Here is a 12,192-nt window from a genome sequence, read left to right as displayed (position 1 = left end):
GCGATACCGCAGCAATAGCCGCGCTATTGCGAGGATTTGCGCGGCCGGCGAGGCAACGCCGCAGACCGCCCCTGACCGGGCGTCCGCAAAGACACTGTCCCGAAGGGTTGGAGCGAAATCGGGCGATTTCTGTGCGCTGTCTCTTGCTTGCACCCCGGTGCAAGCGGCGAGCCATCGCTTCGAACTCATCCCGATTGCGCTCCAACGCGGCTGCGTAGAGATCGCAAACAAGTTCTGAGGCATGAAAACACTATGGCTGGTGCGCCACGCACGCCCCTTGATCGATACAGAGCGCTGCTACGGCCGCCTCGATATCGCCGCCGATGCAGAGGCCACCCGACAAGCCGCTCAGGCCCTTCAGCAATCTCTGCAGCCCCTGCATGGCAGGCTGCAGGTCCGGCATTCGCCGCTAAAAAGATGCAAGCAGTTGGCTTTGGATCTGCAGGTACTGGAGCCGGATTTCGTCTCCACTCCCGACGGCAGACTGCTGGAGATGGACTTCGGGCATTGGGAAGGCCTGCGCTGGAATGACATCGGCGAAGCTGCCATCGGTGCCTGGGCGCACGATCTGGCGCGGCACGCACCCGGCGAGGGCGAATCACTGGCACAGATGCTGCAGCGCGTCCACGAAGCACTGCAGGACGCGCTCAGCAGCGACAGCGAGCATATGGTGTGGATCTGCCATGCCGGTGTGGCACGCTGTGCGCAGTGGCTGCTACAACATGGCCACCGGCTGCCGCAAAGCCATGAATGGACCTTGCCAGCGCCCGCCTATGGACAGTGGCTGCAGCTCGAACTCAGTTGAATGCCGCCATGGGCGGCCTGGGCAATTGCAGCACCGTGCTGGTCGGCCCGTTGGCGGGGCCCAGTCGCGCTTCGCGCGCCGCCAGTGATTGCAGAATCACGCCCTCCTCCACGGCCTCGCCCACACGCACGGCCTTGCTGCCCTTGCCTTCCACGGCAATCACGGCGGCACCGCCGCCTGTTTCATGCCCTGCCAGCACCCCCAGCAGCGCATAGCGGCTGGCCACTGGTGCGGCCACGGCGGCGACAGGCGCGGCGACCGCCCCCAAAGCCTTGGCCATGGCCTGGGCATTGGCCTGTACCGGCTGAGCAGGCACGACCGAGGGTAACTGCTCACTGGCACTGCCGACGAACCGGAGTATCCAGAACACCACCACCGCAGCGGCAATCGCCCACAGCAGCAGGTTCGTGAGTTTGACCGGCATGGAAAGGCCCTGACCGGTATTGAAAGATTGCAGTCGCATTCGAAGATTATGATGGTGCAATACTGCATTTTTCCTACAGTTTCCAATGAGCACCAACTGCCGTCATCCGATGTCTGCTATTCGCCACGCCGCATCACGCGGCTTTACCCTGATCGAATTGATGGTGGTGCTGGTCATCATTGGCGTGCTGGCAGCGCTTATCGTGCCCAATGTGCTGGACCGCGCCGACGATGCCCGCGTGACCGCAGCCAAGACCGATATCGCCAATATCAACCAGGCACTCAAGCTCTACCGTCTCGACAACCAGCGCTATCCAACGGCCGAGCAGGGTCTGCAGGCGCTGGTGGTCAAGCCCACCACCGGCCCCGCTCCGCAGAACTGGAAGCCTTATCTGGAAAAGCTGCCCAACGATCCCTGGGGCAATCCTTATCAGTACCTGAATCCCGGCGTGAAGGGCCCCATCGACATCATGTCCCTGGGCGCTGACGGCAAGGCCGGCGGCGAAGGCAAGGATGCGGATATCGGCTCCTGGCAATAGCAATGAGCCCCCACGCTCCCTCACTGCGTGTGGTCGCTGCCCCCCGAGGGGGGCCTGACCGGCTGGCGCCGGGGTTTGCCTTGGGGCGGCCCGGCGGCAACCCCGCACGCATCAAATGCCTGTAATGCTGGCGCGCTCGGTCACAGGGACGGCCCACCAGGGGCGCCCCGCTGCACAGGCGGCCGCCCCCCGCAGAGGAAGGCGCACAACGCTTCAGGGAGGCTTCACACTCTTGGAGTTGCTGGTGGTCATCTCCATCATGGCACTGGCAACGGCCGGCGTGAGCTTGGCCATACGAGACAGCGGAGAGCAGCAGCTGGAGCGCGAAGCCCAGCGCCTGGCCACGCTGCTGGAGTCGGCACGCGCCCAGGCCCGCACCAACGGCACGCTGGTGGTCTGGCGCCCGATGCCGCAGGGCTTCCGGTTTGAAGGCCTGCCACCCAACGTCAAGATGCCCACGCAATGGCTTCAGACTCCTGTGCTGGTGCAGCCCAATACACCCGTGGTGCTGGGGCCGGAGCCGCTGATTCCAAGGCAGAGCATTACCTTGTCGCTGCCCGGCAGCAGCTCGGCGCCGCTGCAACTGGCCACCGACGGGCTGCGCCCGTTCAGCATTCAAAGCCAGCAGGTGACGCCATGAAGCCCGCCCAGCAGCAACGCGGCTTCACGCTGATCGAGGTACTGGTCGCGGTCGGTATCGTCGGCATCACCCTGCTGGCTGGACTTCAGGCCAGCAGCGCCCTGACGCGCAATGCCCAGCGCCAGTCCGACGTCATCCTGGCCCAGCTATGCGCACAGAACGAACTGGTGCGACTGCGCCTGTTCAATCAGATGCCTGCCGTCGGCGACACCACCATCCAGTGCCAGCAGGCCGGCAGACAGATGCAGGTACAGCTCAGCGTGCGCCCCACGCCCAATCCCAGTTTCAGGCGCGTGGATGCTCAGGTGTTTTCCGAAGCGGCTGCGGTGCTGCGCGTCTCTACCATTGTCGGTCGCTACTGAATCATGAGCAGCATGCGCAACAGAAGCCAAGGTTTCACGCTGATCGAGCTGCTGGTGGCCCTGGCCGCCATGGCTTTGCTGTCCATCATGAGCTGGCGCGGCATCGACGGCATGCTGAGAGCGCAGGAGGTGACGCGCGAGCAGGGCGAGCAGCACGCCGTCATGCAGACCGTGCTGGCCCAGTGGAATGCCGACCTCAACGCGCTGATGCCGCTGCAGGGTCGCCAGGTGCTGGACTGGGACGGCCAGGTGCTGCGCCTGACGCGCAAGACCAGTGCCGCCGTCGACAACGGGGCGCTCATCGTGGCCTGGAGCCGACGCAATGTGGACGGCCGCTTCCAATGGGTGCGCTGGCAATCGCTGCCCGCGCGCACGGTCAGCGAATGGAACGATGCCTGGAACCAGGCGGCCCAATGGGGCCGCAACCCCTCCAGCGACCAGATGCGCCGCGAGACCGTGCTGATCCCGCTTGATCTGTGGCGCGTCTACTACTACCGCAGCAACGCCTGGACCAACCCGCAGTCCAGCGATCAGGGCGACGATGACGGCAGCAGCGTCGGCAGCGACGGCAATGCCGTGCTGCCGACGGTGCCCGACGGCATACGCATCGAGCTGACCCTGCCGCCCGGCCGCGCGCTCAACGGCGTGATGACGGTGGACTGGGTCAACCCGCTGCGCTCCAACTCACGATCATGAAATCCCCCCTGAGTCGCTTCGCGCCTTCCCACCCCATCGCTGCGGGGCGGCCCTTGCTCGGGGTTTCCGGCTTGGGGCGCTCCAGTTTCAGGCGCACGCGCCAGCGCGGTGCAGCGTTGCTGGCGGCCATGCTGACGGTGGTGCTGGTTGCTACCCTGGCCTCGGCCGCGCTCTGGCAGCAATGGCGCGATGTTGAAATCGAGACCGCCGAACGCAATCGCGTGCAGGCCAACTGGTTGCTGCTGGGTGCGCTGGACTGGTCGCGCGTGGTGCTGCAGGAGGACTCGCGCGCCAACCGCAGCAACCCGGTCGATCATCTGGGCGAGCCCTGGGCGGTGCCGCTGAAGGAGGCTCGCCTGTCCACATTTCTGGCAGCCAAGAACAATGTCAGCCAGGTCGATGACGGTCTTGCCGACATGCAGGACGCTTTTCTCTCGGGCGAGATCGTGGATCTGCAGTCGCGCCTGAATCTGCGCAATCTGCTCAGCGGGGCCGATTCGAGCGTGAAGGAGGAAAACCTCAAGCCTTTTCTGCGCCTGTTCGAGCGCCTGGGCCTGCCCGGCAGCTCCGCCATGCAGATCGCCACGGCCTTGCAGCAAGCCATGCGCGGCAAGAGCCAGACAGCGCCGCTGATGCCGCGCACGGTCGGGCAGCTGGGCTGGCTGGGCGTCGATCCGCGCATCATCGCGCGCATCGAGCCCTATGTCTCACTGTTGCCCGAGCGCACCATGGTCAATCTCAACACGGCCAGCGCCGAGGTCATCTGGGCCAGCACCGAGGATCTGGACTGGGCCCGTGCCAACCAGCTGGTGCAGTTGCGCGGCGCCTCGCCTTTCAAGTCCCTGAATGCAGCGGCTGCGGCCATAGGCCTGAGCGGCGTCTTCAACAGTGCCACACACTCCGTGACCACCAGCTATTTCGAAGCCCGCGGTCGTCTGCGCCTCGGGGACAACGTCTTGAGTCAGCGCTCACTGATTCAGCGCAAGGGCATGAGCGTGACTACCCTGTGGCAAGAGCATGCCGACTGGGGTATGCCCGCAGTTGCCAGACCCTGACACCCTGATGTCACACTGCCCCCATAGAATGCTGCATCTTCCCTCATGAGCACATTGCTAATACAGCTGTCGGCGAAGCCCGCCAACTCCGCCACGGAATATCTATACGTCGTCAGCGACGATGGCCAAAGCATTCTGCGCAGCGGCCAGGCTGCGGCGTCCCTGCTGCCGGCCACGGGCCGCACGACCCAGGTCACCGCCGTCATCCCGGCAGCTCAGCTGTCCTGGCATGCCGTCACCTTGCCTTTGGGACTGAATGTACAAAGCCGGCGCCAGCAGCGTCTGCGCGCCGTGCTCGAGGGTTTGCTGGAAGAAAAACTGCTCGATGAGCCAGCCGCCATGCACCTGGCACTGGACGCTGGCTCGGCGACGGGTCAGACCTGCTGGGTGGCCGCCTGCAACAAGGGCTGGCTGCAATCCCATCTGCAGGCCCTGGAGCAGCAGGGTCATGCCGCCAGCCGCCTGGTGCCCGAACAATGGCCAAGCAGCAAGGCCCAGCTGCTTCTGTCGGGCGACAGCACCCAGCCCCAGTTGAGCGCCACCGGACTGGATGAACAGGCCTGCCTCGTCGTCCTGCCCCAGCATGCCGATGCCGGCCTGTTGCAGCCACTGCTGGCTCGCCTGCCCGAGGATCTGCCAGTGCTGGCCGAACCCCACCTGGCACACAGCGCGGAGACACTGCAGCGCCCGGTCAGTATCTTCACCGCCGCCCAGCGGCTGCTGCAAAGCCATGGCTACGCCGGCGACCTGGCCCAGTTCGATCTGGACCTGGGCGGCAGCACCCGCGCCAAGCGGCGCCTGCTCGATGCCTGGCATGGTTTTGCCAAGGCCCCGCAATGGCGCGCTGCACGCTGGGCAGCTGGCATTGCCGTCGTCGCCCAACTGGCCGGACTCAACGCCTGGGCTTTCAGGGAAAACCGTGCCATCGAACTGCGCCAGCAGCAGGCCAAGCAGGTGCTTCAGACCACCTTCCCTCACGTGCCCGTCATCATCGATGCTCCGGTACAGATGCAACGCGAACTGGATCTGCTGCGCAGCAACTCCGGCGCACTGTCCGCCAGCGACCTTGAAGCCCTGCTGGCTACAAGCGCCAGCATTCAGGGCGTGCAGAATGCCAAGAGCCTGCAATACCAGGACAAGCAGCTGCGTATCTCGGGCCTGGACCTGAGTCCCGAAGCACTGGGCGACGCACAGCAAAGTCTGCAGGCCAATGGCTATATGCTGCAACGCGAAGGAACAGATCTGGTGCTGAGTGCAAAGGCTAGGCCATGAAGCAGAAAAACGCCTTGAACGCCGCATTGGCTCCGCTGCGCCAGCGCTGGAGCGCCCTGGCCCAGCGCGAACAGAATCTGTTGCTGATCGCCGCCAGCGTCGTGCTGCTGGCCCTGCTCTGGTGGGTGGCGCTGGCACCGGCCGTGCACAGCCTGCGCACGGCCCCCGCGCGCCATGCGGCAGCGGAGCGCGAGCTGCAGAACATGCTGCAGATGCAGGCCCAGGCCGAGCTACTGCGCCAGCAGCCGCAGGGCAATAGCACCGATGCGCGCACGCAGCTGGAGCAGTCGCTCAAGACCGAACTCGGCAGCAGCGCACAGTTGCAGTGGCTGGGCGACCGTGCCCAGGTCAGCCTGAGCAATGCCGCCGCTCCCGCCCTGGCCCGCTGGCTAGCCCAGGTGCGTGATAACAGCCATGCCTCGGTGGCCGAGATGAAGCTCAACCGCGTCCTCGGCGAAAGCGTCGACGGCGCCGCCGTCACGCGCTGGAGCGGCAATCTGCTGCTCGATTTGCCCGGCAACGCGGGCGGGCAGAACTGAGCCCAGGCCATGAAACTGTCCCGATCACGCCCCGCCAGCCAAGCCCTGCGCAGACAGCGCGATGCAGGCGATCCGCGTTCGCCGCGCCGCTGGGCAGTGGGCGGTGCCTTGCTGGGTGCTCTGCTGACGGTACTGATCCAGGCCCCGGCGGCCTGGCTGGCGGCCGGCGTGCAATCTGCCACCGCCAACCAGGTACAGCTGCAGGAGCCGCGCGGCACGCTCTGGCGTGGCTCGGCCAGGCTGGTGCTCACGGGCGGCAAGGACAGCCAGGACCAGAGCAGCCTGCCCACTCGCCTGAACTGGACATTGCGACCCGGGCTGAGCGGCGCCAGCATCAGCCTGCAAAGCGATTGCTGCACCGACACGCCTTTGCTGGCTCAGTTGCAGCCGGGCTGGAACGCCATGACGGTGCGCGTCAAGGACAGCGTGCTGCAGCTGCCAGCCGACCTGTTGGCCGGCCTTGGCACGCCCTGGAACACCGTGGCCCTGCAGGGCCAGTTGCGCCTGTCCACCGTCGGGCTGACACTGCAATATCGCGCCGGCCGGGCCAACAGCCAGGGGCTGACGCGGCTCGAAGCCCTGGCCGTATCGTCCAGGCTGTCGTCGCTCAAGCCCCTGGGCAGCTACCGCCTCGATATACAGGGCGGAGACAATGCCCAGCTGAATCTGACCACGCTGGGCGGCGACCTGCAGCTCAGCGGCCAGGGCCAATGGGTGGGCTCGCGCCTGCATTTCAGGGGCGAAGCCTCTGCCAGCCCCGAGCGCGAAGCCGCTCTGTCGAATTTGCTCAATATCTTGGGGCGCCGCCAGGGTGCGCGCTCCATCATCACCTTTGGTTGACACATGACTCAGCATTCACGCACCGCCTGGCAAAACACACTGCATTCGATAGCTGTTGCCTCGCTTGCCGTCTGCATTTCAGCACCTATTCATGCTCAAACCCAGAGCGGACAAGCGAATGCCACTCCTAGTCTGCGACCAGGCGAGCCGGTCACGCTGAACTTCACCAATGCCGATATCGAGGCCGTGTCGCGCGCCATGGCCGCCATCACCAATCGCAACGTGGTGGTGGATCCACGCGTCAAGGGCCAGATCACGCTGCTGACCGACAAGGCCGTCTCGCCTGCCACTGCCTATCAGCAATACCTGGCGGCACTGCGCATGCAGGGCTTCACAGTGACGGAGTCGGCAGGTCTGTTCAAGGTGATTCCCGAAGCCGATGCCAAGCTGCAGTCCAGCGAGGTCTCCGTCGGTCAGGGCGGACGCGGCAGTCAGGCTGGCGGCGGACAGATCGTCACGCAGATCTTCAAGCTCAACTACGAGAACGCCAACAATCTGGTGCCCGTGCTGCGGCCGCTGATCAGCCCCAACAACACCATCAACGTCAACCCCGGCAACAACTCGCTGATCATCACCGACTACGCGGACAATCTGCAGCGCATCTCGCGCATCATCGCCAGCACCGATGTATCCAACGCCACCGAGGTGGAAGTCATCTCGCTGCGCCATGCCGTGGCAGCCGACATGGTGGCCCTGGTCAACCGTCTGATGGAAGGCGGCTCTGCCACCGCCGCCGGCGTGATCCAGGCAGGAGCCGGCGCGGCAGCAGGTCAGGCGGACACCAGTTTCCGCACCTCCATACTGGCCGAGCCGCGCAGCAACTCGGTGCTGATCCGTGCGGCCAACCCGGCCAAGCTGTCACAGATCCGCTCGCTGATCGCGCGTCTGGACCAGCCGGCCATGACGGGCAACGGTGACGACGGCAACATCCATGTGGTGTATCTCAAGAACGCCGACGCGGTGTCCCTGGCCGCCACGCTGCGTGCCGCCATCAACGCCCAGACCAGTGCCAGCACCGCCCTGGGCGGCCAGCCGGGCATGACGGCAGCCGCCGGCTCGACCACGAATGCAGCCAGCTCCCAGCCCGTGATTTCACGCGGCACGGACGGCAGCGCTACCGTAGGCCTGGGCGGTGGCAACAGCGGCCCCAGCTCACGCTTTGGCACGGCCCAGCAACCTTCCACGGGCGGCATGATCCAGGCCGACCCCACGACCAACTCGCTGATCATCACCGCCCCTGGCCCGCTGTACCGTCAATTGCGCACCGTCATCGACAAGCTCGACGGCCGCCGCGCCCAGGTGCTAATCGAAGCACTGATTGTCGAAGTCTCCGCCGACAAGGCCGCCCAGCTCGGCGTGCAATGGAGCTCGGTGATCCGCAACAACGGCCGCGTACTGGGCGTGCTCGGCAACGGCACTTCCATCAGCGGCATTTCGAACATCTTCGGCCTGTCGGGTGCCGTGGGCAATCTGGTCAACGGCACGCCCCTCACCGACAGTCAGGCCTCGGCGATCGGCGGCATGAAGGGCATGAACCTGGGCTTCACCCAGAACGTCAACGGCAACACCAGCCTGGGTGCCCTGGTCAACCTGATGCAGGGCGACGGCGACACCAACATTCTCTCCACGCCCAATCTGATGACGCTGGACAACGAGGAGGCCAGCATCATGGTGGGCGAGAACGTGCCCTTCCCCACAGGCTCCTACACCAACACCGCCGGCACCTCGGGCTCGGTCAATCCCTTCACTACCTATGAGCGCAAGGATGTGGGTACGCTGCTCAAGATCCGTCCGCAGATCAACGAGAACGGCACTATCAAGATGGCCGTCTACCAGGAGAACTCGGCAGTCAAGCAGGGCACAGCGAATGCACAGTCCGGTGCCACCACCACCAAACGCTCCATCGAGTCGAATGTACTGGTCGAGGACGGTGCCATCGTGGTGCTGGGCGGCCTGATTGCCGACGAATACAGCCAGAGCCAGGAACGCGTGCCGCTGCTGGGCGACATTCCCTTGCTGGGCAATCTGTTCCGCAACACCAGCCGCGAGCGCAAGAAAACCAATCTGATGGTGTTTCTGCGCCCCACGGTGTTGCGTGACGCCAACTCCACCAGCCAGCTTTCGCAGGACCGCTATGAGTCCATTCGCGGCATGCAGCAAACCGTGCAGCCCGACCCCAATCTGCTGATGCGCAATGTCAATGCCGCGCCCTTGCTGCCCGCATCCAGCGGTGCTGCACCGGCAAGCGCGCCCAATGTGACCATCGTTCCCGGGGCCAAGCCCGAGATCGTGGACTTCACGCGCCCTGGCCAGCCCACGGTGAACGGCCAGCCTGTGACCGTGACGCCTGTGACGCCCGCCACCCTGCCCCCGGGCACCCTGTAAGCGAAGGCCACGCATGCGCTACCCCCTGCCCTATGGCTTTGCCCGCAGCAGCCAGTTGCTGATCGAGGATGACGGCCAGGAGCCCGTGCTCTGGCATGGTCCGCAACCCGACTGGTCGGCCATCTCCGAAGTGCAGCGCAAGCATGCGGTGCAACGCTGGCAGTTGCTGGACAGCGGCGCTCTGGCCCACCGCATCAGCGCGGCCTATGCGCAAAGCGACTCCAGCGCGGCCATGGTGGTCAGCGAGGTCGAGTCCGATGCCGATCTGACGCGCATGATGCAGGACCTGCCAGCTGTGGAGGACTTGCTGGAAACCGCCGACGACGCCCCCATCATCCGCATGCTCAATGCCCTGCTCACGCAGGCGGCACGCGACGGCGCTTCGGACATCCACATCGAGCCCTACGAGCGCCATTCCAGCGTGCGCTTTCGCGTGGACGGCGATCTGCGCGAGGTGGTGCAGCCCAATCGCGCCCTGCACGCCGCCCTGATCAGCCGCCTGAAGATCATGGCCGACCTGGACATCGCCGAGAAGCGTCTGCCCCAGGACGGGCGCATCAGCCTGCGCCTGGGCACGCGAGCCATTGACGTGCGCGTCTCCACCCTGCCCAGCGCCCACGGCGAGCGCGCCGTGCTGCGCCTGCTGGACAAGAGCGAGAGCAAGCTCAGCCTGGAAGCCGTGGGCATGGGCGGCGAGACGCTCAGGCGCTTCACCCATCTCACGGCGCAGCCGCACGGCATCGTGCTGGTCACCGGGCCCACGGGCTCGGGCAAGACCACCACGCTCTACGCCGCGCTGCAGCGCATGGACGCCAGCCACAGCAACATCATGACGGTGGAAGACCCCATCGAATATGAGCTGGCCGGCGTGGGCCAGACCCAGGTCAACGCCAAGATCGAGCTGACCTTTGCCAAGGCCTTGCGCGCCCTGCTGCGCCAGGACCCGGACGTGATCATGATCGGCGAAATCCGCGACTTCGAAACCGCGCAGATCGCCATCCAGGCTTCGCTCACCGGCCACCTGGTACTGGCCACGCTGCACACCAATGACGCACCCAGCGCCGTCACCCGCCTGATCGACATGGGGGTCGAGCCCTTTCTGCTGTCGTCCTCGCTGCTGGGGGTGCTGGCGCAGCGCCTGGTACGCAAGGTCGACCAGAGCGAGCCCAGCGGCTACCGGGGCCGGACCGGCATCTTCGAGTTGCTGGCGGTGGACGACGCCATTCGCGCCCAGATCCATCGCGGCGCCAGCGAGGCCGAGATCCGCGAGACTGCCATGGCGGCAGGCATGCAGCTCATGCGCGAGGATGGCGAACGCCTGGTGCGCGAAGGCATCACCACCCAGGCCGAGGTCATGCGCGTCACGCGGGACTGAGGCTCACTCGCGCCAGCGCAGCAGGGCGGGACCCGTGAGCAGCACCCGCACGAAATCAGCCTGCCGCCCCACGCCGACCTTGACCGCCGCCGATTTGAACTGCGAACGCGCGGTATGGATGGACAGGCCTTGCCTCTCGGCGAACTCCTGCAGGGTCCAGCCGTTGATCAGCGCCTGGGCCAGTTGAGCTTCTGCCAGCGTGAGCCGGTACAGATTGCGCAGCAACTCCTGCAGCGAGGGAATGCTCAGTGCCGGGTCGCTGATCAGCAGCATGGCGGCACTGCGTTCGCCATAGGGACTGCTGTGTACGGGCAAGGGCGACACCATGACCTGCAACTGCTGTCCGGCCAGCCCCGTGAAGCGGCTGGCCCGGCCGTGCTGCTGCCCCTTGCCCACCCCCGTGGCCACACAGTCCCGCATGGCTTTCTGCAGCCAGCGCTGGTCTGCGGCATTGGTGGCATGCAGGCTCTCGTCGGCCCTGCGATACATCAGCTGGCTTTGCTCCATCAGGCGCAAGGCCCGTGTGCTGGCATGCATCACGGTCGCACGTTCGTCCAGAAGAACCACGCCCAGCGGCAGATCCTCCAGCACGGCCAGCGACGCATTGAGCAATGCCTGGGTGCGGTACAGGCGTCGGTGCATCGCAAAGGCGGTCTGCAGATGCGGCATGAGTTGCTGCACAAGGCCCAGCTCTTCGGCGCTGTAGGCCCCCACCGCATGCGGCCTGACGACGGTGATATTGAACGAGCGATCGTGCTGGTTGTCGACCACGGCCGCGCAGGAATAGAACAGATCCTGAGGCTGCAGCCAGTCGCCATACCATTCGGTACCCGGCAGGCTGCGGTCGGGAAACAGGGTGGAGGAATTCACCACCGTGCCCGGTCTATGCAGGCTCTGGTCCTGCAGCCAGACATTGCACTGACAGTAGTGCGCGGCAAAGCTTTCGAGTTCGGCGGCGGCAAAGCCCTGACTGGCGCCGAAAGTGCCGAAGCCCCCGTCCAGATCCACCGTCCGCTGCGCGAAGTCGTTGGCCCAGATCACGCTGGCCGGTGAACGCAGGGCCTCACCGAACAAGGCCAGAAAGCCCTGCCAGCGCGCCGGCTCCAGTGCCGACTCGTAGATGGCCGCAATCAATGCGGGCAACCGTTCCTGCAACATCAAAGGCAGATGCGCTACCGCCATAGAGCCTCCTTCCAAGGCTCGCCACAGCAAGCACCTCATGGAGCTTCGCTGGGGATTCATTTCATTTACTCACACTTTG

At 65.4% G+C, this 12,192-nt stretch carries 13 protein-coding genes; 11 read left to right on the top strand and 2 right to left on the bottom strand.

Annotated features, from left to right (window positions below; genetic code table 11):
• Nucleotides 1-241 precede the first annotated feature (241 nt).
• Complete coding sequence (locus CTR2_RS03355; RefSeq protein ID WP_087085083.1) at nucleotides 242-805, top strand: histidine phosphatase family protein; 564 nt, start codon at nucleotides 242-244, stop codon at nucleotides 803-805.
• Here CTR2_RS03355 and CTR2_RS03350 read toward each other — a convergent pair.
• A complete protein-coding gene (locus CTR2_RS03350; RefSeq protein WP_087085084.1) occupies nucleotides 798-1,268 on the bottom strand; it encodes a general secretion pathway protein C in 471 nt (156 codons plus the stop codon). The two genes, CTR2_RS03355 and CTR2_RS03350, sit on opposite strands and share 8 nt — an antisense overlap.
• Before the next feature lie 70 nt (nucleotides 1,269-1,338).
• On the opposite strand from CTR2_RS03350, the gene gspG reads away from it, so the two are divergent.
• From gspG to CTR2_RS03300, 10 genes are all read left to right on the top strand, one after another.
• Nucleotides 1,339-1,767, top strand: a complete 429-nt coding sequence (gene gspG, locus CTR2_RS03345) for a type II secretion system major pseudopilin GspG (protein ID WP_080554087.1) — start codon at nucleotides 1,339-1,341, stop codon at nucleotides 1,765-1,767.
• 124 nt (nucleotides 1,768-1,891) lie between these two features.
• Entirely contained in the window at nucleotides 1,892-2,407 is a 516-nt protein-coding gene (locus CTR2_RS03340) for a prepilin-type N-terminal cleavage/methylation domain-containing protein (RefSeq protein ID WP_409021392.1), read from the top strand.
• Nucleotides 2,404-2,769 (top strand): type II secretion system minor pseudopilin GspI, encoded by a 366-nt coding sequence (gene gspI / locus CTR2_RS03335; protein WP_087085085.1) that lies wholly within the window; start codon nucleotides 2,404-2,406, stop codon nucleotides 2,767-2,769. The genes CTR2_RS03340 and gspI overlap by 4 nt, the downstream gene beginning before the upstream one ends.
• A 3-nt stretch (nucleotides 2,770-2,772) precedes the next feature.
• Nucleotides 2,773-3,465: a prepilin-type N-terminal cleavage/methylation domain-containing protein gene (locus CTR2_RS03330; RefSeq protein ID WP_087085086.1), complete on the top strand. Its 693-nt coding sequence runs from the start codon at nucleotides 2,773-2,775 to the stop codon at nucleotides 3,463-3,465.
• Entirely contained in the window at nucleotides 3,462-4,520 is a 1,059-nt protein-coding gene (gene gspK, locus CTR2_RS03325) for a type II secretion system minor pseudopilin GspK (RefSeq protein ID WP_254913454.1), read from the top strand. The genes CTR2_RS03330 and gspK overlap by 4 nt, the downstream gene beginning before the upstream one ends.
• Before the next feature lie 45 nt (nucleotides 4,521-4,565).
• Entirely contained in the window at nucleotides 4,566-5,792 is a 1,227-nt protein-coding gene (gene gspL, locus CTR2_RS03320; protein WP_087085088.1) for a type II secretion system protein GspL, read from the top strand.
• Nucleotides 5,789-6,331, top strand: a complete 543-nt coding sequence (gspM, locus tag CTR2_RS03315) for a type II secretion system protein GspM (RefSeq protein ID WP_087085089.1) — start codon at nucleotides 5,789-5,791, stop codon at nucleotides 6,329-6,331. The genes gspL and gspM overlap by 4 nt, the downstream gene beginning before the upstream one ends.
• A gap of 9 nt (nucleotides 6,332-6,340) precedes the next feature.
• Nucleotides 6,341-7,171 carry a type II secretion system protein N gene (gene gspN / locus CTR2_RS03310; protein WP_087085090.1) on the top strand — a complete coding sequence of 277 codons (831 nt, stop codon included), beginning with the start codon at nucleotides 6,341-6,343 and terminating at the stop codon, nucleotides 7,169-7,171.
• A 3-nt stretch (nucleotides 7,172-7,174) separates the two neighbouring features.
• Nucleotides 7,175-9,556, top strand: a complete 2,382-nt coding sequence (gene gspD / locus CTR2_RS03305) for a type II secretion system secretin GspD (protein ID WP_176391743.1) — start codon at nucleotides 7,175-7,177, stop codon at nucleotides 9,554-9,556.
• Nucleotides 9,557-9,569: 13 nt separating this feature from the next.
• On the top strand, nucleotides 9,570-10,931 hold the full coding sequence (locus CTR2_RS03300; RefSeq protein WP_012837004.1) for a GspE/PulE family protein: 1,362 nt from the start codon (nucleotides 9,570-9,572) through the stop codon (nucleotides 10,929-10,931).
• A gap of 3 nt (nucleotides 10,932-10,934) precedes the next feature.
• Here CTR2_RS03300 and CTR2_RS03295 read toward each other — a convergent pair whose 3' ends face one another.
• On the bottom strand, nucleotides 10,935-12,113 hold the full coding sequence (locus tag CTR2_RS03295; RefSeq protein WP_087085091.1) for a helix-turn-helix transcriptional regulator: 1,179 nt from the start codon (nucleotides 12,111-12,113) through the stop codon (nucleotides 10,935-10,937).
• Nucleotides 12,114-12,192: the final 79 nt, after the last annotated feature.

This window comes from Comamonas thiooxydans (assembly GCF_002157685.2).
Lineage (GTDB): Bacteria > Pseudomonadota > Gammaproteobacteria > Burkholderiales > Burkholderiaceae_C > Comamonas > Comamonas testosteroni_H.
Note: the sequence above shows the minus strand (reverse complement) of the source record. Positions and strands in the feature narration are given on the sequence as shown.

What these genes read in the sequence shown, in the direction of transcription:
- CTR2_RS03355 (WP_087085083.1), top strand. Translation starts at nt 242, where the DNA reads ATGAAAACACTATGGCTGGTGCGCCACGCACGCCCCTTGATCGATACA.
- CTR2_RS03350 (WP_087085084.1), bottom strand. Translation starts at nt 1,268, where the DNA reads ATGCGACTGCAATCTTTCAATACCGGTCAGGGCCTTTCCATGCCGGTC.
- gspG (WP_080554087.1), top strand. Translation starts at nt 1,339, where the DNA reads ATGTCTGCTATTCGCCACGCCGCATCACGCGGCTTTACCCTGATCGAA.
- CTR2_RS03340 (WP_409021392.1), top strand. Translation starts at nt 1,892, where the DNA reads ATGCTGGCGCGCTCGGTCACAGGGACGGCCCACCAGGGGCGCCCCGCT.
- gspI (WP_087085085.1), top strand. Translation starts at nt 2,404, where the DNA reads ATGAAGCCCGCCCAGCAGCAACGCGGCTTCACGCTGATCGAGGTACTG.
- CTR2_RS03330 (WP_087085086.1), top strand. Translation starts at nt 2,773, where the DNA reads ATGAGCAGCATGCGCAACAGAAGCCAAGGTTTCACGCTGATCGAGCTG.
- gspK (WP_254913454.1), top strand. Translation starts at nt 3,462, where the DNA reads ATGAAATCCCCCCTGAGTCGCTTCGCGCCTTCCCACCCCATCGCTGCG.
- gspL (WP_087085088.1), top strand. Translation starts at nt 4,566, where the DNA reads ATGAGCACATTGCTAATACAGCTGTCGGCGAAGCCCGCCAACTCCGCC.
- gspM (WP_087085089.1), top strand. Translation starts at nt 5,789, where the DNA reads ATGAAGCAGAAAAACGCCTTGAACGCCGCATTGGCTCCGCTGCGCCAG.
- gspN (WP_087085090.1), top strand. Translation starts at nt 6,341, where the DNA reads ATGAAACTGTCCCGATCACGCCCCGCCAGCCAAGCCCTGCGCAGACAG.
- gspD (WP_176391743.1), top strand. Translation starts at nt 7,175, where the DNA reads ATGACTCAGCATTCACGCACCGCCTGGCAAAACACACTGCATTCGATA.
- CTR2_RS03300 (WP_012837004.1), top strand. Translation starts at nt 9,570, where the DNA reads ATGCGCTACCCCCTGCCCTATGGCTTTGCCCGCAGCAGCCAGTTGCTG.
- CTR2_RS03295 (WP_087085091.1), bottom strand. Translation starts at nt 12,113, where the DNA reads ATGGCGGTAGCGCATCTGCCTTTGATGTTGCAGGAACGGTTGCCCGCA.